Source organism: Flammeovirgaceae bacterium SG7u.111, from assembly GCA_034044135.1.
GTDB lineage: Bacteria > Bacteroidota > Bacteroidia > Cytophagales > Flammeovirgaceae.
Map to the genome: position 1 here is coordinate 5,401,992 of CP139021.1, position 23,718 is coordinate 5,425,709.

The following is a 23,718-nucleotide window of genomic DNA, read 5'->3' on the forward strand; positions in this document are numbered from 1 at the left end:
AACTACGCTTTTTCTGAGATCAACTCTTCAACAATATTGTCTTTTCTCTTTTCGCACTGCGAAGCATCCTTACCACAATAGCTACACGGACCGCCATCTTTGTTCAAAAAAGGGCTTTGCGAAGCACATGTACCTTTGAACTCCCCATTTTTTATAAATAATAGCCTTACAGACATGAAAATAAAAAACACCGCAAAAAATCCTATTGCTAATAATACAGTTGTCATTTCAAAATTTGTTTTTGATTAACTTGGATGAGACCAAGAGAATATTTTTCCACAAAATTAATGTATTTTAATGACAACCACTTGCCCCATGGATTAGTTCAACAAAAAAGCCGCTAGAAAACACCTAGCGGCAACAAAGCTGGATGAAACTGGTTGACTATCGGGGCGTAGACATAACGTTACCATAACTTTGCAATACCCCTTCCACGTACTTCTCAAAATCACTACTCACTTGAACGTGCCTGTTCTTCATGGACATGTTAGAACCTCCTGTAACCAGTAGCCAAGAAAGGTTGTTTTTCAACTTCTCATCCCAACCGCATTCTTTCACCATCACTTTGGTATGGTGATGGTCGTGATAACAAATCACTGATACAGAACTTGGTGCGGTAGGAAAAGTAACACTTAACAGGTTTTTCTTTCTTGCCTTAAAAGCGACCATACCGACGGCTTCTAAGTCTTCTAACTCCCATTCGTGTACCAAAAACCATTTTTTGATTTGAGAAGAAAGCTTTTCTAAATCGATTATAAGTTCTTTTTCATATGTCATAGCTGTAAGTTTTGAGGTGAGACATCTGATGACTATGAGCAAGTTTGCTAGGTTAGGAAGTGCATGGATAACCCTTAATTCTGGTATTATTAATTTATACGTAACAGAGAGGAAAAAGATGGTTCTACGCATATTTCAATAAAAAAGGCTGCCAGAAATGACAGCCTTTTTCTAAATCTTAGCCCTAAGGGAATTACTTTTTCTTTGGAGCAGCCTTCTTAGCAGGAGCTTTTTTTGCTGTTGTTTTTTTAGCCGCTGGCTTTTTCGCTACAGCTTTTTTAGCAGGTGCTTTTGCCCCTTTCTTGGTCTTCTTTTCTGGAGCGGTTTCTATGATCTCTACACACTCTTCGTATGTCAAATCCTCTGCTACCTTATCTTTAGGGATTTTATAGTTCTTCTTTTTGAAAGAGATGTACGGTCCCCATCTGCCATTGAGCAACTGAAGCTCTGGCTCTTGGTCAAATGACTTTATGAACTTCTCGGCATCTGCTTTTCTCTTCGCCAGTATCAGCTCAATAGCTTCCGCCTCTGTTACAGAAAGCGGGTCGTATTCTTTGCCGAGGGAAACGAACTTGCCATCGTGGCGGATATAAGGGCCAAACCTTCCAATAGCTGCTACAACTTTCTTATCCTCAAACATCCCAACATCTCTGGGCAATTTGAAAAGCTCTAACGCCTCCTCTATGGTTATTTTATCAAGGTACTGCCCCTTTTGCAACGATGCATACTGAGGTTTTTCCTCATCCTCAGCATTACCAATTTGCACATAAGGTCCATACTTGCCCAACTTGGCAAACATCTCAAGCCCACTTACAGGATGGACACCCAGCTTACGAGTAGTGCCTACCTCGGCTCTCGACACGTTCTGCTCGGCGTCTTCTACCGTTTTGTGGAAATCTCCATAGAATGAATCGATCATTTCATTCCAAATGATCTTGCCATGTGCTATATCATCAAACTGCTCTTCTACCTTAGCGGTGAAAGAATAATCTACGATGTTTGGAAAATACTTGGTCAGAAAATCATTCACAACAAACCCGGTATCGGTTGGAAATAATTTATTCTTTTCGGCACCTGTTATTTCTGTAAGAATATTTTCAGAAATATCAGTTCCTTCAAGCGTCAACTCAGCATATTTCCGCTCTTTTCCATCCCTAGGTTCTTTAACTACATAATTCCTCTTTTGAATAGTGGCAATAGTAGGAGCGTACGTTGACGGCCTGCCTATCCCCCTTTCTTCCAAAGCCTTCACCAAACTTGCTTCGGTAAATCTTGCAGGAGGTCGGCTAAAGCGCTCGGTTGCTTTCATCAAGTCCAAATCCAGTGCCTGGCCTATGTTCAATGGAGGTAGCATTTCTTTTTGCTCCTCATCTTTCTCATCATCGGTCGACTCTATGTATACCTTAAGGAAACCTTCAAATTTGATCACCTCGCCAGTAGCTGTCAATTTTTCGGGAACAGTAGAGACCCCTATAGTTGCTGTGGTTTTTTCCAGCTTCGCATCCGCCATTTGTGAGGCAATTGCACGTTTCCATATTAACTCATACAACCTCTTATCGTTGCGGTCGCCTGTTGGGATTTCCCGCATCCCAAAGTTGGTTGGCCTGATAGCCTCGTGAGCTTCTTGTGCCGACTGCGACTTGGTTTTGAACTTTCTTTGCTGGGCATATTCTGAGCCAAAAGCAGAAGATATTTCCGAAGCGGCGGCGGCCAATGCCTCTTCCGAAAGGTTCACAGAATCCGTCCTCATATAAGAAATGTAACCACCTTCATATAGTTTTTGGGCCACGGCCATGGTCTGAACCACCGAGAAGCTCAACTTTCGGCTGGCCTCTTGCTGAAGGGTAGAAGTGGTAAAAGGAGGTGCCGGAGATTTTTTCCCAGGCTTCTTCTCTAGGTTTTCAATGGCATAATCCGCCCCTAAGCATTTCTCTAAAAAAGCTTGGGCTTCGTCTTTCGTAACAAACCTTTTTCCAAGCTCCGCTTTCAACTGCTTCCCTCCGTCTAAGTTGAAAAAAGCTACAACTTTGAAGCTAGACTTCACTTCAAATGCATCTATGTCTCTTTCTCTTTCTACTACTATCCGAACCGCTACCGACTGTACTCTACCGGCAGAAAGCCCCGCTCTTATTTTCTTCCAAAGCACAGGGGAAAGGTCAAACCCTACCAATCGGTCGAGCACCCTACGCGCCTGCTGGGCATTCACCAAGTTCCCATCAATATCTCTTGGCGACTTAATCGCATTTTGGATAGCCGACTTGGTGATTTCCCTAAAAACAATCCGTTTAGTCCTATCTTTATCTAAATTGAGAGCTTCTTTCAAATGCCATGAAATAGCTTCTCCTTCGCGGTCGTCGTCAGTCGCTAGCCAGATTGTCTCGGCGTCTTTCGATATTTTCTTCAGCTCATCTATCACTTGCTTCTTATCGCTCGAAACTACATATTTTGGCGAAAACCCATTTTCTATGTCAATGGCATTATTGCCCTTTTGCAAATCTCGCACGTGTCCATAACTGGATTTTACCGTGTAATCTTTTCCCAAATATTTCTCAATAGTCTTGGCTTTCGCAGGTGACTCTACAATGACTAGATTCTTTGTCATATCTTTTCTAATGTGTATGGTTCGAGCGACAGCAGTTTGTCGCCAGTGTTGTTAAATTAAACTTCCTATCCCCTCTTTTTCCATCCCAATTTCCAGCTAAAAAACATGTATAAAACAATAAGATCACTAACTCTATACCTAAGGAAAGTTTGTTGTTAAACTTAAGCAGAAGCTGGAACTGTATGTTGATTATAAACATTTTTTGAAAGGATTGTTGCCAAACCCCTCAATTCTTTTCCAAAAAAACGATGAAACAATTGCTTGGAAAAGCCGCATTATAAGCGAATTTTTCTTTTTAATAGTCAAAACTTGACCTCGGCAAATTTGCAAAAAAAAAATTATCTGCCTAGCTTTCTATAGAAAAATGAATTTTTAGAAGAAATGTACGCCAATACTCCTATATTGAGATGATACATTTTGATTTTTAATAATTTCGCATTTTTAATAACTAAAAATCATGATGGTGGATGAAGATAAATTATATTAATTTATACCTTTTCCATTTTTAATCTGACCAACAGAAACATTCAAACGTTCACGGTAGTTATCGTTGTGAGATTTGTAATAAATGAATGATTTTTTGGTGTTTTTTATATAATTTCGCCATTCCTATAGATTAATTGAAAACAATATAATAGCATATTAGATGACTAAGAAAGTAGCAGAATTACACTTCGACGGGAAAACCTTTGAGCTCCCAGTTATAGAAGACGGAACCGAAAACGAACTAGCTCTCGACATTTCAAAACTCAGAGCTCAGTCTGGCCTTATTACACTTGACGTTGGTTTTAAAAATACAGGCTCTACAAAGAGTGCAGTTACCTACTTAGATGGTGACAAAGGTATTTTAAGACACAGAGGTTATACCATTAAAGACCTTACAGATAACTGTGAATTTTTGGAAGTTGCCTACATGCTAATCTACGGCGACCTTCCTGACCAAGAAACATATGACAAATTCAAAGCGAGGATAGCGAAGCATTCTGATATGCACGAAGATGTCAGAAAGATTTTGGATGGCTTCCCTTCTTCTGCTCACCCAATGGGTGTTCTTTCATCTCTTGTAACTGCTCTTACTGCTTTTTATCCTCAGTCATTAGACCCTATCAACTCACCACAAGGTGTTGATACAACTATTGTAAGATTATTGGCTAAGCTTCCTACTATTGCTGCTTGGTCGTACAAAAACGAGCTTGGTCGTCCGCTCAACTACCCTAAAAACAAGTACAACTACGTGGAAAACTTCTTGCAAATGATGTTTGCAAACAGGCAAGAAGAGTATGAACTAAACCCAGTAGTAGTTGATGCGCTCAACAAATTGTTGATCCTGCATGCAGATCACGAACAAAACTGTTCTGCAGCTACAGTAAGAGTGGTAGGTTCTTCACTTGCCAGTTTGTACGCTTCTGTTTCTGCGGGTATCAACGCACTTTGGGGCAAGCTCCATGGCGGAGCCAACCAAGGGGTGATCGAGATGCTAGAGGCTATCCAAGCTGACGGCGGCGATGTAGATAAATACATTGCAAAAGCAAAAGACAAAAACGATCCATTCCGCTTGATGGGCTTTGGCCACAGGGTATACAAAAACTTTGACCCACGTGCCAGAATCATCAAATCATCTTGCGATGATGTATTGGCAAGTTTGGGCGTAGAAGATCCATTACTTGATATTGCCAAAGGATTGGAAGAAAAAGCCTTGGCTGATGAGTACTTCATAGAAAGAAAATTATTCCCTAACGTAGATTTCTACTCTGGCATTATTTACAGGGCTATTGGTATCCCTACCGAAATGTTTACGGTAATGTTCGCTATGGGCAGGTTGCCAGGTTGGATAGCTCAGTGGAAAGAAATGCGTGAAGAAGGTCAGCCTATCGGAAGACCTCGCCAAATCTACACTGGTGAAAACGAAAGACCTGTGAAGCCTATCGCTGAGCGTTAGGAAACAAGGTTTCTAAATAAGTTTGGAAAGCCCTTCTATAACTGGAAGGGCTTTTCTTTTAGCCAATGATACACATCTTCTTGGCAGCGGACTTTTTCACCTTTCACTTCCAAAGGAACATTATTTAACCCTTCGTCTAGTGCCACTGCCGATACATTGTCTTCAAGCTGAAACTCTACAATTTTGAGCACATCGGCTTTCACCCGCTTGTTGAGCACAGGGAATACTACCTCAATTCTGTTGTTCAGGTTGCGCCCCATCCAGTCCGCCGAACCCAAATACACTTCCGTATCGCCCCCATTATGGAACACAAATATCCGAGCATGTTCCAAATAGCGGTCTACAATCCTCCTGATGGTGATATTCTCGCTCATGCCTTCAACTCCGGGCACTAGGCAGCAAATCCCCCTAATAATCAACTCTACCTTCACCCCTGCTCGGCTAGCTTCATAAAGCTTATCCACCATCACCAAATCCTCCAAGTTATTGACTTTCAAAACCATACTTGCCGACTTTCCCTCCTTAGCTTGTGCTATTTCCCTATCCATCATTTCTAAAAACCGCTCTTTCATATTGAGCTGAGCCACCAACAAATGCTTGACCTCTGGCTTGTTCTCCTGAGTTTCTATAAACCCAAAAACCTTCTCTAGCTCTTTATTTAAAGACTTTTCCGAAGTAAAAAGCCCATGGTCGGCATAAATTTTTGCCGTACTTTCATTGAAATTACCCGTTCCTAAAAAAGCATACCTCTTTTTTAAACCTTCTTTTCTCCTTACTACCAAAGCAACCTTTGCATGAACTTTGAGTCCAGGAATACTATAGATTATTTTTACCCCTGCTTTTTCCATCTCCGCTGCCCACTTCAAGTTATTCTCCTCATCAAACCGAGCTTTAACTTCCACAAAACAGGTCACATTTTTACCATTCATGGCCGCACTTATGAGCGCATTGGCTATAAAAGAATTGGCTGCGACACGGTAAACAGTCACAAAAATATCGGTAACATAAGCATCTATGGCAGCCTCGTTGAAAAACCTCAGAACATAATCGTAGGACTGGTAGGGAAAATGGAGCATGTAATCTCGCTTGTCCATTGCCTCAAAAAATGAATCAGACTTATCGAGCAAGGGATGGGAAAGCGATGGCATGGAAGGATACTCCAAATCGGGAGCTTTGGGGTTGGGTAAGGAAAAGAGGTCATAAAAGTTATGGTACCTGCCTCCCGGCACCATGTCTTCCCTATCCAAGCCGAGGATATTCTGCAAAAATTCTTGGAATTTCACAGGCATATTCAAATCGTACAAAAACCTGCTCGGCGCCCCAATATTTCTTTTGTCGAGCTGCCTTTTTATCTTCTCAACCAAGTCCCCGTCGTACTCATCTTCAATATACAAATCTGCATCCCTATTCATTTTTAGGCTGTAGCAACCCACTATTTCATAACCTGGAAATACTATTTCCAAATTGGCTTTGATCACATCGTCCAAGAATGTATAATAATAGATGCCATCTACTACGGGCAAAGCAGCGAAGCGGGGCAAATTATCGGAAGGAATGTTCAGAACGGCATACCTATTAAGCTCTTCAGCATCTTTTCGCTTAAGCTCTACAGCCAAATACAACTTCCTGTTTTGGAGAAAAGGGCGAGATTCTTCGGTAAGAAGCACGGGCCTCAAATACGCCAACACTCTTGACTTAAACAATCGGGTGATCGTTTCCTTGTGCAGCATGAGCTTGGGTTGCTCATTATAAAGGACAATACCTTCCCGCTCAAGTGTAGGTAATATTCCCTCGTAAAAAGCCTTTCCATATTCTTGCTGTTGCCTGATTATCTCCGCATGGATCAAAGCAAAGGCTTTCGCAGGTTCAAAACCTATGTTTTTATTGATTTTCTTTTTACCTATTTTCATTAAGCTACGGATGGCCGCAACTCTTACCCTAAAAAACTCGTCTAGATTGGAAGAAAAAATAGCCAAAAACTTTACCCTCTCAACTATTGGCACTTCTGGGTTTTTAGCCTCCTGCAATATCCTATAGTTAAAGGACAGCCAACTCAAATCTCTATTAAAATACTTTTGTTCAGTCTCCATATCAAATGCCTACATTTATAGATAAAGGTTACAAGAAGCCGTTTGGAAATATACCTTTATGATTTTTTACTTCTTTTGATACATAATTCCATTAAACTCTCCGCAGATAACGATGCTGCTATCCATGTCGGTTTGCCTCATTCCGCATCCAAAATTAGCTATAACAATTTTCAAATATAATTCTCAAACAACATCTAAGGGCATGTTCTATTTTATTGCCCATATTAACCAAACAAGCACATAAAAGCTGGGTGAATATAAACTGGAAAAATGGAAGTTTATGTAAACCAAACATCGCCTTTAGATGAACAAAGTCGGAAAACTACTTAGTTTAACCTAACTAACATGGTTTTGAATAAGGGGCAAATCGTGCTAACTTTGAATGCTTTCAAGGAAAATTTGCACTATTTAGCAATATATACCTTGTTGCATGTACACATGATAATTTTATCATAAAACTAAGGCTTTGGTTTCGCCAGTTAGAGAAGTATTTTGAAAGAAACTTAGCCAATACATTAAATTATTTGCTTAACAAATAAATTTTAAGTCAAGTGGATCTATTTGAGAAGTTATTATTAGACAGAGGCCCAATCGGGCAACATTCGCAGTTTGCCCATGGCTACTACGCATTTCCAAAGTTAGAAGGTGAGCTTGCTCCTCACATGATGTTCAGGGGCTCAAAAGTACTCAACTGGAGTTTGAACAATTACTTAGGCTTGGGCAACCATCCTGAAGTAAGAAAAGCCGATGCAGATGCAGCTGCTGATTGGGGTCTTGCCTACCCAATGGGTGCCCGCATGATGTCAGGAAATTCTACTCTAATCGAGGAATTTGAAGCACAGCTTTCAGAGTTCGTTCATAAAGAAGACACCATGGTTCTTAACTTCGGTTACCAAGGAATCATGTCGGTTATCGACGCACTTCTTGATAGGAAAGATGTAGTAGTATATGATGGTGACTGCCACGCATGTATCATCGACGGCCTTAGGATGCACTTGGGCAAAAGGTTTGTGTACCCACACAACGATATTGAGAGCTGTGAAAAACAACTCAAAAGAGCATCTAAAATAGTAGAAGAAACTGGCGGAGCTATCTTGGTGATTACCGAGGGAGTATTCGGCATGTTGGGTGAGATGGGCAAGCTCAAGGAAATCGTTGAGCTTAAAAAGAAATTCCAATTTAGATTACTAGTCGACGACGCTCACGGCTTCGGTACTATGGGCGAAACTGGTGCGGGTACTGGCGAAGAGCAAGGCGTGCAAGACGAAATAGACATCTATTTCTCTACATTCGCTAAGTCAATGGCTAGCATCGGTGCTTTTGTATCGAGTAACGAGCAAGTGATCGAGTTTTTGAAATACAACTCTCGCTCTCAAATATTTGCCAAAACACTTCCAATGCCGCTAGTAGTTGGCAACATGAAGCGTTTGGAAATGCTTAGGACTAGGCCTGAATTCAAAAACAAGCTTTGGGAAATTGTAAATGCCTTGCAAAGTGGATTGAGGGAAAGAGGTTTTAACCTCGGACGTACCATGTCTCCAGTAACTCCAGTAATCTTGAGTGGTGGCACCAACGAAGCAGCCAATATGATTATGGACTTGCGCGAGAACTTCAAAATCTTCTGCTCGGTAGTAATCTACCCTGTAGTACCTAAAGATGTGATCATGCTTCGCCTTATTCCTACGGCGGCACACTCTATGGAAGATGTTGAAGAGACTATTAAGGCTTTCGAAGCTATTTCTAACAAGCTGAAGTCTGGTGTTTATGCCAATAGTGATATTCCAGCAGTAGCGCCTTAAGGGGTGCTTACTGCTCTTTCTTGCTTGATTTAGACATATTTTTTCTTTCGAAAGTCCAAATCAGCATTTTTTTATCGGTTTTTGGGCAAAAAAAGGCATTTTAGTTTTATTTATTCCGAACTATTTATCTAACTTTCGCCCTGAATTAATTAATAAAAACAACATTTAAGCGGATTATTATGGAAAAATACGAGCAATTAAAGCAGTTAGTGCTTTCTTTGGAAGAGGACTTCTCTAAGTTCTATAACAAACAAAATCAAGCTGCAGGAACACGTGTGAGAAAAGGAATGCAGGACATTAAGACCTTTGCTCAAGACATTCGTGTTGAAGTTCAGGACATAAAGAACAAACAAGAAGGCTAAACACTGCAAAATTATTTAATGAAGGGTATCCTTACGGATACCCTTTTTTATTGCCCATCCGCCAGCCATTAATACTCCTATTTCCCCACTGACACTGTTATTTTTTACCTCTGACTGTTTTGGCGAACTTCTTGCCGCAAAAGTGAGTATATTTGATAGAGAAAGCTACAATTCAAATTGGTAGTAGTTTTGTTGAGCGTGCAGCTTTTATTGAACCGCTACTTTATAAACTCTGTCAATCATCAATTTCATGAATTCATTACAAGTCAGATATACGATAAGAAAGAACTTCCCGATAGCCGTACAAGACGATATCTCCAAGTTACCTGCCGAGGGGCAAGAAGAATTCTTGTACCGCTACAGCAGAGAGATGAGGTCTGTAGGGCTATCGTATATGTTCCATTTCATAGTGGGCACTTCCTATCTTTACCAAGGTAAATGGGTAAAACAGCTCCTTTTTTGGCTAACCGGTCTCGGCTTTGGAATCGGGTGGGTCATCAACCTATTTCGGATGCCCAGCATGATAAAAAAAGTAAACCATAAAATAGCCAAGCGAATCGTTTCTGAGCTGTATAAACGCTATCGGATTTACCCAGAAGATTCTTTGGACTTCTTAAAGAAAAGAAAGCTTGCTGCACAAGGGCAAAGTGAGATGAAGTCTAAGGCGAAACCTAGAAACATCAAACCTACTTATGACCCTACTGACCTTACGGTTGGCAACCTCCAAACAGGCTTCTTGCTAGACTATGACCTAAAAACTTGGGAAGTAGTTAACGAAAACCAATTTGACTGGTACAATGGACAGTCGGAGAGCGAGTATAAAATCACAGCAGATACAAGGCAGAAATTCTTGAATGTTCGAATTGAAAATGGGCAAGAAGTAGTGATCGATTTTAAGATAATCAGCATCTACGCCATCAACAACCGCCTTGAAGCTGAAATCACACTACGCAACAAGCCTGCAAATATTCTCACATTCAATGAGATGCCTTTCTATAGAGAAGGAATGACCAAAGAGGGTATCTTTTTCAATATCACCACAAAAGATCATGGAAAAAAAATAGATGTTTGGGAATATTTTAATGAGGCTCGCACCGAGGTTCTTAGAATAGAGCGACATGGCAAAGATTTCAGGACTTTCTATGGCAATGTGGTTTCCACCCTTCAGTTTAGTGATATTCTTCCCAAAAAGGTAATGAGCTAATTCTGCACGATACCTTTTTCACACCTTCAAAGAGTAATGCCCATAATGGGTGAATTTATACAGCCACCCAGCCTATCGACATTGACGAAAGAAGAACACATTGGCTCGGCAAGCCCATTACCATTGGTAATGATGTTTGGATTGTGTTCTGTTTCCCGGTGTTACCATCGGCGATGGCTGCATAATTGGTGTAGGTGCTTGGTAACCAAAAGCATCCTTCCCAACACAATAGCTGTAGGATCGTCCTATAAAGGAATTATGAGTTTGTATAAAAAAAAGAGCCCCGAAACCAACAAAGCTCCGGGGCTTACTTTTCACCATATCAATAAGGGAAATCTCCTTATTGTTTGATCATCATTTTTAGATTAGTATGAGCACCTGTTTTGAGTTGAAGCACATAAACGCCACTTGGCAAAGTACTCACATCAAGGCTCACAGAATGATCTGAGATTTTTTGCTTCAAAACCTCTCTACCCGAAAGTGTAACGATCCTCAACTCTTCATTTCCATTTAGTGTAGGAATGTCGAGGTTAAGCATATTAGCCACTGGGTTCGGGTAGATCACGAATTCATCGATTTCTTCTAACTGGATAAACCCTCCACTAGCATTCCTTACATTGGCTCCTATTTTGCCCACACCTGCATTTGCTATTACTGTTGCAGGTACACTGGACGCACCGGTAAGTGCCGAAGAGTAAGAATATGGAACGCTCAAGGAACAACTGTTTGGTTCGCTAGTATCATCACGTGATAAGTCCCAAGTTACATTGTCAAATATGTTCCCGCTCTCTTGCGTCCCTCCTAATTCATCGCTATACGCAGAAACAATTGGATTTTGAGAATCTTTGAAATAATTGTTCTCTACTTTTAGGCAAGCTCCCATTCTAGAGTTGATACCTGTCGATACCACGCCGCTGTAATAATTGCTGAATATGTGGCCAACACCATGTCTGAACAATGGCATTCTAGAGTTAACATTATCAAAGTAGTTGTGGTGTATGGTAATTTTACGATCATAGTCATCTCCATCGCCATTTCCAACCAACATCATTTTCCAACTATCGTGCAAATAGTTATAAGAATAAGTGATGTATTCTGAATCTTTTTTGGCATCCAAAAGACCATCGTAATAGTCTTTGCCCACATTTTGATACTCAGCATACAACTCACAGTGGTCGATCCACACATGGTCGGCAGGCCCTTCTATCGAAATAGCATCTTTGTCCCCAACTAAAACGTTACCAACAGCAACATTCTGAATAATAACATTTCCTGCTTTGTAAATTTTGATTCCAATGCCATCAAACACACCTGAAGTTCCCACGCCAATGATGGATACATCTCTCACGTCTTTTACTTCTATCTTATTCTCAGCCGTTGTAGAATTTCCAGGGGTGATTGTTCCAGTTACATAGATGGTCAAAGGTACAGTAATATCACCGTCTCTTTTTTGGTGAATGTAGGTAGTGATACAGTCTCCAGTGCTACAGTTGTAAGAAACGCCACCTTGACCGCCAGTAGTACCACCAGCCATTGAGGCATAACCAATTGGTCCATTTCCTATTGGAGGCACAACAACTCCAGTTGGAGTAGCGTTTGCTGCATTTGAGTTAATAGTAGCACCATTGCCATTGTCCGAGGCTTTCACCCAATAGTAATAAGTAGTACCATTGCTTACAGAGTTGTCAGTATAAGAAGTACCAGCAACTCCTTGTGCAATTCTCACCCTACCGCTTGGATCACTATCTGTATCTCTATAGATTTGTTGACCGGTAACCGTACCATTGCTCACTACCCAGCTAAGGTTAACCGTACCATCAGACGCTGATGCGCTCAATGCTATTGCGGTTGAAGAAACTGAGGTAAAATTGGCTGTAATATTTTTGTCTGCATCCATTACAACCGTTGCTGGATTACCAGTATACCCTCCACTCCAGCTATCAAATTGCCATCCGCTTGCAGGAGTCGCCGTCATGATCACAGAAGTGCCAGCTGCAAATATCCCACTGCTTGGACTTACCGATCCAGAACCGTTAATGGTAGTACTTAGACTATAATTGACACCAGCGTCATCAAACTGACAAACCTCGATTTTATCTACATTAGGTAACCCCGAACCTCCAGTAGCTGTAAACCTGATGGTGTTAGACCCTGAGTTCAAAGAAACGGTAAAGTCTGCAGTCAACCAAGTAGACCAGGCACCAGTGTTAGGCAAACTCAAATTCGAAAGTTGGGTAGATCCATTTACCGAAATATCTGCAGGGCGGTCAGTAGAACCGTTTGCATAAAAAATGCTTACATCATGATCGCCAGCAGAAGGCACATCAACTGTGATTTCAACGTATTTCCCAGCTGCATTAGCCGTATTCACAAAGCCACTTCCAGTATAACCAGCATGGTTAGAGTCTACTGTAGCATCGTCCCAAGTTCCACTTTCTGCCTGATAAACAACATTTTCACATGTATTAGTAGGAATAGCCGAGAAAGTAGCGGCAATAGATTTATTGCCATTGACGGTAACCGAAAGAGGATTAGAAGTTCCACTAGCATTACCCGACCAACCAACAAATTGATATCCGCTATTAGGAATTGCGGTTAACGAAATTACTGATCCTTCGTCAAAAGTTCCACCACCAGAAACTGAGCCGTTACCATTTGAAGAGGCAGAAACCGTGTATTGAGTAGTTCCTCCTCCTGCATATGCCAAGCTCATATAATAGAGGTTGGCTACATCGCTTTTACTCAAGGTGTGACTACCAGCACCCAGTGTAGTGGTAAGAACACCAGAAGATACAGTATAATCGTTTCCATCTATTTTAAAATCACCATTGAATCCATCGTTGAACACCAAGGTCAACGTAGCTTCTTGGGCAGCGCTGAAAGAGATGGAAGTACTCGATTCTATTTTCAAACATTGTGTCAGCGTAAGTCCATTATAGACTACTGTTCCTTTTGAAGTAGAAAGGTTTCCCGAAATGCTGTAAAATGAGCTGCTCGTACCCGATGCTGTAAAGTTGTGAACGTAATCTCCACTTGGTGGGGGTGCCACAACGCCGTCTTCCGTAAATACTGCAACAATCGATTTGTCAGCATCCATTGTAACTGTTGCTGGGTTTCCGGTATATCCGCCACTCCAGTTGCTGAACGTCCAACCATTCGCAGGGGTCGCGGTTACTGTTACAGTACTTCCAGCAGTAAAACTACCTCCGTCTGGACTCACCGAACCTTGCCCTCGTACCGAAGTAGTCAAGGTATATGTTCCTGGAGGCGGAGGTGTCCCACCCGACTCAACTGCACCCAAGTCTGGGCTATTGCCATTGTACGAGATTCCTGTACTGCTCACGCCAGCATCGATCAAAGAGCTACCAGAAGAAAGCGTCAAAAAACCATTGGAAGTTGGGTTGTTATTAGGCCCTGAATTAAGTGTCACAAAATCGGAGCTACTTGCTGTGTATGGCCAGTTGTCATCATTATCAAAAGCATTTGGCGCTGAGGCATTTCCCCTAATACGGTCATTAGAACTAGAATTGAAAGACAAGTTGTTCTTGAAAATATGAGAAGCCCCATCTCTTGTGTGGAAATTATATTGCGTATTACTATATGAAGTACAGTTTGTGAATTCTATACTACCCACATTGCCGTTGTCGGCAAAGCCGTGTTTCCCATTGTTGAAAGCGACACATCTTCTCAAGATATGATTGATATTATGAGCAGAAGATCCTAGTTTGTACCCATTTTTATCGCCATTCCCTGAGGTAGCACCAGAGGTCAGTGTTCCATTGCTGTGGGCAATACAGCCTTCAAAATACACCACTCCGATAGGTCCAGTATCGCTTTTAGTATATAAATCCCAACCATCGTCAATGTTGTGGTGGGAAATACAATTGATAAACTTATTACCAACACCACATGTAAGCTTAGCGGCAAAGCCATCTGCATCTTCGCTGTCAGGGTCTGCATTGTCATAAGCTTCGCAGCCTGTTATCAGGTTGTTAGAAGGCCACTCACTAATCGCATCATAATTAGTATTGTACCTACTCAACTGCAAACCGGTGTCGCGGTTGCCTCTGAACACACAATTCTCAATAGTATTATTGTCTCCTGAGAGTAACATTCCATTGTCTCCTGCACCCTGGATAGTAACTCCTTTCCAATGCCAATAGGCAGCATCTTGTACAACACCTCTGTTGGACGAACTAAGCGATTGACCAGAGAAATCGAGCACAGGTGTTTCACTGTTATAGGCAAAAACACGAATCGGGCTAGACGATGAACCACTGTTTGACTCTGCAATCAAAATGGTTGAGGAATAAGAATAAGTCCCACCTCTTAGGTAAATGTAATCTCCTGGTGAAACGACAGAAATTGCCTTATTAAGTGTGGCAAATGGACTTTGTAATGTGCCGGAGTTAGAATCATTTCCACTGGGGGAAATGTAGTAATTCGCCCCAAGCAAAGCATGGACAAGCATCACGTATACCAACGTGATGAACGTAGTTTTTCTTTTCATTTTCATTGTGATTTTTACTTAGTTAATAATGGGGATTGTTTTTTTAGGCCTAAACTCAAATATCCCGTTTTCAATAATAGAGAATCGTTTAGTTTTATTTGGGGGGCAAACTGTTCATTTTAAGGGGGTAAACAATTTAAAATACAAACACACTTTGTTATATATATTATTTTAATATCTTATAGCAACGTGGAACATTTATAAAAAGTAATCCCCACTTATAAATGCTGCACTTTAATACACATAGCTCGTTCAATCTTTTAAAACAAGACTATGCGTATTCTTGACAATACTATATAGTAATTTACTTTTTATAATCGAATCAATATTTTTTTAATCAATAAAACAGCTATGAATAAACTCACACAACTAATCCTCCTATTAGCATGTATACACTTTTGTCATGCGGGATATTCACAAGAAAGCCAAGGATCAGCATACCCTTATAGTTCGGAGGGTGGGGTTACCTCCTTAGGATTTGGAATTGGGTTGCCTTATGGTGCATTTGGCATCCGCTTGGGTACAAACATTACCAATGGATTGAACGTATTTGGAGGAGCTGGCTACCAAATGGCGGGGCTTGGGTACAACGTAGGGTTGAGGAAAGAATTTAAAAGTAGGACTCACACGCAATTCTTCCTTTCGGGCATGTATGGAACTAATGGAGTAATCACCGTTGAAGGGCTTGATGAATATGATAAACTATACAGAGGTGCCACAGTAGGGCTTGGGATCAAACTGAATTCAAAATCGTCTGATCAGACCTATTGGGATTTAGGGCTTTTACTACCTTTCAGACCTTCACAATTTTATGATGATTATGATAAAGTAAAAAACGATCCTAGAATTGAAGGAGTTACCAACCCTTGGCCCATCTTAATTACTGCAGGGTATAATTTTAATTTCTGATAAATTGAAGATTTCTCGTCCTAAAATCAGCTTAATTAAACTATATCACAATTTGATTTTCCCAAACCAATAACGGCTATAATTTAGGCTAAAGCCGAATAGGTTTGCTGTCATCCAACGGGCTAAAGCCCGCCGCTAGTGATAAAAAAATTAATAGGTCACGCTAAAAAAACGTGACCTATTAAAACTTGATTTTAGGACGAAAGACCTTGCCCTTTGCTACTCCAATTCAAACTTAAAAACGGTCGCATATTCATTCAAGTCTTTTTCAGGCATGGTCAGGGAGAAGTCTCCAGAAGTCAGCTCCCACTCAACTTCTACCTCCGAGCCCAACATACTTATGTTCTTAATAGGTGACGGAGGAATGTTACGATGATACCCTCCAATAGCCCGCAAAGAAATGCGCTTGCCCGCTTCCGGTTTCCCTAAAAAGAAAACATACATAGCTTTTTTATCCTTCGCAACGGTAAATCGCACATCATCGGCAGTATACTGAACAGTAGCCGATTGCCCTCCATGATGACCATCGCCAGCACTTGCTGTTCCATAGCCAAAGATGGTATGTGTTCGTGTCCCGTACACAGCCTCTCCATGGACTTTCAACCAATCACCGATCTCTTTCAAAACATCTCGCTGCTCCTGATTAATAACCCCGTCAGCCCGTGGCGATACATTTAACAATACGATGCCGTTTTTACTCCATACATCGATCATGTTTCGGATGACCACATCGGCTGTTTTGTAAGGGTGACCTTCCACATACATCCAACGGCTTTTGCCCAGTGTAATATCAGTCAGCCAAGGCATGGGATGTACGTCCCTCCTACCGCCTTGTTCAAAATCAAGCACACTGCATTCCAGCGGCATGTCGTCTTGCTTATGGGCAACCACTACCTCTTTGTTGTTCTTCAATCCATTGTTAAAATGATGGGCAGCCATTGTCATACGCTTATCTTCGGGGATCAGGTTTAGCCACGAATCGTACCACAAGATGTCGGGATCGTATTTGTCAATCACCTCGTTTACCTGATCTAGCCAGTATTGGTCAAATTCCTCAATGGTTTCAAAGTTGCCAAAGAGCTTGCGCAGCTTGGGGTCAGTTGTAGCTGTTGGCAAATCAGGATGATACACATAATGGCTGTTGTACCCGATCTTCCATTGCGTTGAATCTTTGGCATTTCGCTGGCCATTACGGGCATGGTGGAACGTAGCAATGGTTTTCATTCCACGCTTCTCAATAGATTTGAAGATATCTCCCAAAATATCTCGTTTGGGTCCCATATCTCCTGCATTCCAAGGATTAACCTCACTATCCCACATGGCAAACCCGTCGTGATGCTGCGCAACAGGCCCTGCAAATTTCGCCCCTGCCATTTGGAACAGCTCCGCCCAATCTTCTGGATCGAATTGTTCCGCTTTGAACATAGGAATGAAATCTTCATACCCAAACTCGTAGATGCTTCCGTAGTTTTCTTCGTGGAATTTACGCACCTTGCCACCGTCTTTGTACATGTTATGTGGATACCACGCACTTCCGAAAGCTGGAACGCTGTAAGGTCCCCAGTGAAAATAGATACCAAGTTTGGCATCGGCAAACCATTCGGGCGCCGCATCGTGCTTATTCAAAGACTCCCACGTTGGCTGATATTCAGTAGCTTCCTGAGAAATTGATTCTTGTTTTTGGCTAGTGTTAGTACACCCATTTAAGATGAATAGTACCAACACTACTTTTAATAGTTTTTTCATTTTCTTCTAATTCAAAAAATAATAATTCAATAGCTAGAGCTAACTATTTCCCATTCAAAAAGTCTACCCTACTTTTAATCCAGTATTCTTGATTTTTATGACCTCCTGCTGTTGCTACCAGCTTTTGTTCATCCAACTCAAACTGCAAACTGGCATCCATTGTCTTGAACAAAGCTGCTGAATTCAGGATCAACAATATTTCTAAAGAGTTTTGATTATTGCCCAATAAAGCTTGGAATGAAGCCACAGGATCTTTTTCACCTACCAAAGCCAAGAATTCGGCTGCGCGAAGTTTCACGAGAACTTCTTCATCTTCACTTTGTAGTTTTTTTGCCAAAGGAATAAATTCTGCTGCTTCATCGCCAAAAGTGCTACATGTTATCAACCCCCAGTAGCGTACCCAAGGGTCTTTCGATTTTAGAGCTTTCTTAATTCCTGACTTAGCCTTTTTATAAGGTTTCAGTTGCAAATCGGCAATTTGGATGAGTTCATCAATCTCAGCTTTGTGTTCCAATCCAAAACCTACAGGATTTTTACCTGCTACATTAGCTAGGTATGCCTCGGGGTAAAAGCTCAAATCATGAAGTGATGATAGCTTATCAACTAATTTCCCCCTCATTTCCTCAAGCAAATCAGCGTAGGCAGGATCAGCAGCCAAGTTTACCGTTTCGTGCGGATCGGCTTCCAAATCGTACAAAGCCTCGGGCGAGCGTTTTTCGAAAAATGCCGATTGAACTTCATTGAGTTTCTTTGCCTCATATAATTCTTTCCATTCCTTATACCCAGCTTGTTTGTACCTGTAACTATTGTACAAGCCATCAATATTAAAAGGCTGGTAACTTCGCATATATTTATAGCGACCCTTTCGGTAGCTCCTGACCAAATCATACTTTTCATCAAAACGATCGGCATGGCCGAAGGTCTCCTCTCGTTTGTTGAGCGCATCTAGTGTAATCCCTTCACCCAAAAAAGGCTCTCCATCCATTTGTTCGGGCACTTCGATGCCTGCAAGATGCAGCACCGTTGGGGCAAAATCTACAAAGCTCACAAACCCATCTACTCGCGAGCCGGCTTTTGAAGGAAAAAGGTGCTTCCATTTTTCTGGAATGTAAACAATGAGCGGTACTTGCAACCCACTTTCATAAATATAGCCTTTGGAGCGAGGCAAGGTTCCTCCATGATCTCCATAATAAAATATGATGGTATTATCCATCAGGCTGTCCTCTTCCAACTGCTGAATTAGCGCTCCTATGCGCCTATCATCATCTCTGTGCTTATCGTAATAGTGCGCATACGATTTACGGAAAACTGCCGTATTTGGGTGATATGGATACAGTTCTACATCTTTCGGTTTAGTTATGAGCGTATTTTCGTCACGCTCATCCAGAGGCTTATGCATTCGGCTCTCGTGCGTATCGTGCAAGCTCCAAACTTGAAAAAATGGCTGCCCTGGTTTTCTGTTTCGATAAGATGCTTTTTTAGAACTTTCATCCCATATCTTTTCTGTTTTGAAATTGTAATCTTCCTTGTAGCAATTGGCAGTATAATACCCCGCATCGCGGAAATATTCTGGGTAACTTTTAAGCCCTTCGGGAAAAGGAACTTCAAAAGCATTCCGGTGAAACTGGCTGCCGGCACGCATGGCATAACAACCGCTTAATAGTGTACTTCTAGCAACAGAACAAACTGCTCCATTTGAAAAAGCATGATTGAATACGATACCTTGGTCTGCCAATTTTTCCACATTAGGCATGGGCACCCCATTTTCGGCATCGTACAAGCGAAGCCACCATGCGGAGTTATCTTCGGTAGTAATCCAAACAATATTCGGTCGGTCGTCTGCCCATAATACATTGGTTGAAAAGAGCAGAATCAGAATTAATTGTGAAATTTTTCGTGTCATTGTTATTCTATTTAACTTTTACTAACTAGCGAAATTTGTATCCCAAATGTAAGTTTAATTCTGATCGAATTCTTTGACAGTAGGCAAAACTTCATCGGCTTGTTTTACCCCTCTTGTTCCGTTTAATCCTTCAAAATACCTGAGGTAATTATGAGAACCGTATTTTGTTTTTTTGTCAATCGCTTCTTGCCCAATTTCTCTCAACCTTGGCAGGTCAACTTTTTCGTCGCCAACCAATAGCAAGTATTTGTTCATTGAAACAACCTTACCTGTTTTATCAGTCATTTCAATTTCCACAAAAAATTGGTCTCCTAATTTGCCGGGGACTTTACAGGTAACCGTAGCAAACTCCTCAGAGCTATCAGGTTTTATATTCCCTAGTTCAACTTTTTCTCTTTTTACTTCATGTTTGTCTTTATCATAAAAAACAACCTCTGCTTTGCACGACTTAAACTCTTTGAAAAAATCATTCACCACCCATAATTCACCCTTGAATTCTTCACCGGGCAACCAACGTCTTCTATCGTGCTGTAAGCTCACCAACAATGGCTGATAAGCCATTTTCACATAATCGTACGATATTTTTGTTTGTTGATAATAATCCACAATTCCCCATTTCATATCAGGAGCAAATGTGATGTAATGGCAAATACAAATAGCACTGGACTTTGGTTTTCTTCTTCTGAAATACTCTAATCCATATTGAAAAATAATCCCTTGAGCAACCTGCGTGGCATCTACAAACTCCTGCATGCTTCCAGTTGCTTGGGTATTCAGCGCATCAAAATTCAACGTGCGAAACACATCAAAATCGGTCCAGTGGTGGCCCCAACTTGGTCCCGGAGGCCATAGCTCATTTTCAGGAATAAACTTTTTAATGCTTTCCACATTGGGGCAAGAGGAAATAGCAAGTTCGGGCACAGCGGCGAAGTCTTTCTTTTGGAAAAATTGCTCCATATTGCTTCGACCTTCTCCGTAAAACAAGCCATTGGCGTGCGTGCTTTCTTTGGGCTTGAAGCCTAATTCAATTCCCACATGGTCGCTCAATGGCGAAACGGGAATATAATGCAGGTCTGTATAAGGTTTGACCACCTCGCCCAACTCCTTCATCAGGTTCAAATTATGCTCAGGGTCAGAAGCCGTCATCAGGATCTCTTCCCCCCCTTCAATAATCACCATGCACGGGTGATTTCGCAAGTCTTTTACTACTGAAATGGCTTCGGAGAATATCGCGTCTTTGAATTCTTCTGACTTGGGCAAAGATAAACTTGCAATAGGGAGTATATCTTGCCAAACCGTGATACCTTCTCTGTTACAAAGTTCGTAGAAGTAGGGAATTTCTGTGGGATGCCAGCCGAAGATTCGGAGGTTGTTCATGTTCCCTTCCTTCGCCAAGCGAATAAACTCTTCGTATTTTTCATTGCTAGCACGACCGAAGAAAATATCGGGAGGGCCTCCCCACGTTCCAGAGCGGATAAAATGACGCCTTCCATTTATCATCACCGTCCACGGGTTTTCCACTTCGTCTTTTGTGTAACCCGGATTCATTTCCATTTTCAGCTCCCTGATACCAAAAAGCTTATCATGGGCATCTAATAGGTTATCCTTGCTTTTCACAGCAACATTTGCTGTGTATAGGTTCTGGTCTCCTAAATCCCAAGGATACCACAATTTTGCATCCTCAATTTTAAGCGGGATGGTAAACTCATTTTTACCTGGAGCCAAGCTTTTCCTTACGCTTGCTTTATAAGATTTAGATTTAAAATTTTCGCCTTGCACATCTATTTCGATGTCCACAGTTTTATCGGTTGTACCATCATTTTCAATCTCCACTTGGATGCTTAAATCCGCAGAAGATTTTTTCAGGTCGATTTCAGACGTAATGTAGATATCGTTCACCTTTGCCGCTTCATAAGCTTCTAGGCGCACTGGCTTCCAAATTCCTGTTGGCACCAAATCTACCCAATAATCGCCATGCCAAGCTGGCTTTCTTCCCGCTACTTGGCTATATCTCCGTGGAGCAGGATGTAAGCGAATGGCAAGTGTATTTCGTCCTCTGCGTTTGTACTCAAAACTAACAAGGTCGGTAATGTCGAATGAAAACGAAGTGAACATTCCTTCGTGCGAGCCAAGCATTTTTCCATTTACAAACACATCGCAGGCATAGTCCACACCGTCCAATACCAACTCGATTTTTTTACCTTTCATTTCTTCAGGAACATTGAAGATATTCAGGTACCACCACTCGTATTCGTTCACCCATTTGGCTTTCACGCTGTTTCTACCAAAATGAGGATCTTCTATACGCCCGACCCTCCATAAGTCTGTAAACACATCGCCAGGAACATGCGCAGGAGCCCAGTTCAGTGCATCGCCCATATGGTCATAGCTGATTTCGGGGAATTTCTCTTCCATTCCCCTACCCGGCAAAGTCCCCTGCACTTTCCAATGAAAACCGCTCAAATCATGGGTTAGGCGCTTAGGCACATTGGCTGCTGATAGGTTTTGAGCAAAAGCAGGTATATAAAAAAATGGCAGCAATAAGGTAAAAAGAATCGCTTTAACAAAAATGCTTTTCATACTCTCTATTCTTTTAACTTGTTATTTTCCCTTTGGATTCTTTTCAGCTGTTTTGAGCTTAAACGATGGGTATAATGAAACTCAGGACTGTAATTCATGTGATGGTCTTTCATCCCCTGATCGTCAACATCTAGGCTCAAATCGCAGTCGAAACGAAGCAAGATGGTATGGTTGTTTTTCCAGTCGCCTCCTGCGTTAATAATGTGGGAAATACCCCATGTAATCCCTCTTCCATCTTTGGTATCGGTAAAAGCATCGGGAACAAAAGGGCCTGCGGCAACGGGCAATAGTTCTGTAATAGAAGCAATTTCGAAATTCACCCAGTCTTTGGCATACTGAATTGTGTTATGCTCTTGCCCATCCCGCTGAACGATGGCAGCCACACCCTCTTTAAAAGGAAACAGGGTAGTTTCATGCCCTGAATTGATAACCGGATTTAATGGATGCTTTTCAAATGGCCCTAGCGGGTCTTCGGCAATAGCCAAGCCTTGCATGCGGATTTTTGAAGGTTTCAGCTCAGGACGTTTATCGAAGTCACCTTTGTAGTACAAATAGATTTTTCCATCATGCACCAACGGATAGGGATCGTGAATAGAATATTGATCCCAAGAGCCTTCTGGGCCATTAGGAATTACAATTTTGTTTGAATGCGTCCAAGGGCCATCGGGAGAATCGGCATAGGCGACGGATACTGGGCAAAAGTCACCACGCAAACCGCTAGCTTCCATAAACGCCTGAAAATACAGGTAATATTTCCCCTTCCATTTCAGAATATCGGTGGTGGTAACCGAGCGCCATCCCGGTTGCGGTTTCTCCGGACGGTGAACTGCAATGCCTTGTTCTTCCCACGTAAATCCATCTTCGGAAGTAGCGTACCAAATGTCCGACAAATCCCAATCACTAGATGGAATAGTATCGTTGGCTTCTTTTGCCCTTGCCATTCCTACAGACTTCACGGGTGTTTTTCGTCCAGTGTACCAAACATAATATTTCCCGTTTTCAAAAATCACTTTGGAAGGATCGCGACGGGTAATAGTCCCATCTCCACCATTGTAATCAAAACCCTTCAGCTCGGTGTATTTAAATTGCGTGTACAGCTCATTTTGTTCGGGACGAATAGAGGAATATGCATCGTAATTTCGCTCAACTGCTGCACTTAACGGGCGGTTTGGCTTTTCCGAGGGTATAAAGAAGGGAAATTCTTCATTACCCGTGGTTTGCTGTTTTTGCTGGCATGAGGCAAGGCAAACACCCAACAACAAACAATAAGTCATCCATTTCATATTTTTTTGTTTTA

The 23,718-nt window shown here is 41.6% G+C and carries 14 protein-coding genes; 5 read left to right on the plus strand and 9 right to left on the minus strand.

Translation table 11 applies throughout. From position 1 onward, the window contains the following. Nucleotides 1–2: 2 nt before the first annotated feature. From R9C00_21005 to topA, 3 genes are all read right to left on the minus strand, one after another. Nucleotides 3–227 (minus strand): hypothetical protein, encoded by a 225-nt coding sequence (locus tag R9C00_21005; protein WPO34181.1) that lies wholly within the window; start codon nucleotides 225–227, stop codon nucleotides 3–5. A 157-nt stretch (nucleotides 228–384) separates the two neighbouring features. Next, on the minus strand, nucleotides 385–777 hold the full coding sequence (locus tag R9C00_21010) for a hypothetical protein (protein ID WPO34182.1): 393 nt from the start codon (nucleotides 775–777) through the stop codon (nucleotides 385–387). A gap of 193 nt (nucleotides 778–970) precedes the next feature. Further along, nucleotides 971–3,379 carry a type I DNA topoisomerase gene (gene topA / locus R9C00_21015; protein WPO34183.1) on the minus strand — a complete coding sequence of 803 codons (2,409 nt, stop codon included), beginning with the start codon at nucleotides 3,377–3,379 and terminating at the stop codon, nucleotides 971–973. 646 nt (nucleotides 3,380–4,025) lie between these two features. On the opposite strand from topA, the gene R9C00_21020 reads away from it, so the two are divergent. Beyond that, entirely contained in the window at nucleotides 4,026–5,318 is a 1,293-nt protein-coding gene (locus R9C00_21020) for a citrate synthase (protein ID WPO34184.1), read from the plus strand. Nucleotides 5,319–5,353: 35 nt separating this feature from the next. Here the strand turns inward: R9C00_21020 and ppk1 are convergent, their stop codons facing one another. Then, a complete protein-coding gene (gene ppk1 / locus R9C00_21025) occupies nucleotides 5,354–7,408 on the minus strand; it encodes a polyphosphate kinase 1 (GenBank protein ID WPO34185.1) in 2,055 nt (684 codons plus the stop codon). Between the two features lie 551 nt (nucleotides 7,409–7,959). On the opposite strand from ppk1, the gene R9C00_21030 reads away from it, so the two are divergent. From R9C00_21030 to R9C00_21040, 3 genes are all read left to right on the plus strand, one after another. Then, the gene (locus R9C00_21030) at nucleotides 7,960–9,207 is read left to right on the plus strand and encodes a pyridoxal phosphate-dependent aminotransferase family protein (GenBank protein WPO34186.1); all 1,248 of its coding nucleotides are present in this window, start codon (nucleotides 7,960–7,962) and stop codon (nucleotides 9,205–9,207) included. Between the two features lie 179 nt (nucleotides 9,208–9,386). Beyond that, complete coding sequence (locus tag R9C00_21035) at nucleotides 9,387–9,569, plus strand: histone H1 (GenBank protein ID WPO34187.1); 183 nt, start codon at nucleotides 9,387–9,389, stop codon at nucleotides 9,567–9,569. A gap of 250 nt (nucleotides 9,570–9,819) precedes the next feature. Then, nucleotides 9,820–10,773: a DUF4178 domain-containing protein gene (locus R9C00_21040; protein WPO34188.1), complete on the plus strand. Its 954-nt coding sequence runs from the start codon at nucleotides 9,820–9,822 to the stop codon at nucleotides 10,771–10,773. 340 nt (nucleotides 10,774–11,113) lie between these two features. Here R9C00_21040 and R9C00_21045 read toward each other — a convergent pair whose 3' ends face one another. Then, entirely contained in the window at nucleotides 11,114–15,283 is a 4,170-nt protein-coding gene (locus R9C00_21045) for a T9SS type A sorting domain-containing protein (GenBank protein ID WPO34189.1), read from the minus strand. A gap of 351 nt (nucleotides 15,284–15,634) precedes the next feature. Between R9C00_21045 and R9C00_21050 the strand changes: the two genes are divergently transcribed. Then, complete coding sequence (locus tag R9C00_21050) at nucleotides 15,635–16,192, plus strand: hypothetical protein (GenBank protein WPO34190.1); 558 nt, start codon at nucleotides 15,635–15,637, stop codon at nucleotides 16,190–16,192. Between the two features lie 219 nt (nucleotides 16,193–16,411). Here R9C00_21050 and R9C00_21055 read toward each other — a convergent pair whose 3' ends face one another. From R9C00_21055 to R9C00_21070, 4 genes are read right to left on the minus strand one after another with little or no spacing between them, the layout of a single operon-like run. Continuing rightward, complete coding sequence (locus tag R9C00_21055; protein WPO34191.1) at nucleotides 16,412–17,938, minus strand: alpha-L-fucosidase; 1,527 nt, start codon at nucleotides 17,936–17,938, stop codon at nucleotides 16,412–16,414. A gap of 43 nt (nucleotides 17,939–17,981) precedes the next feature. Continuing rightward, complete coding sequence (locus R9C00_21060; protein ID WPO34192.1) at nucleotides 17,982–19,841, minus strand: sulfatase-like hydrolase/transferase; 1,860 nt, start codon at nucleotides 19,839–19,841, stop codon at nucleotides 17,982–17,984. A gap of 54 nt (nucleotides 19,842–19,895) precedes the next feature. Then, entirely contained in the window at nucleotides 19,896–22,421 is a 2,526-nt protein-coding gene (locus R9C00_21065) for a hypothetical protein (protein WPO34193.1), read from the minus strand. Nucleotides 22,422–22,426: 5 nt separating this feature from the next. Next, entirely contained in the window at nucleotides 22,427–23,695 is a 1,269-nt protein-coding gene (locus R9C00_21070) for a family 43 glycosylhydrolase (GenBank protein WPO34194.1), read from the minus strand. Nucleotides 23,696–23,718: the final 23 nt, after the last annotated feature.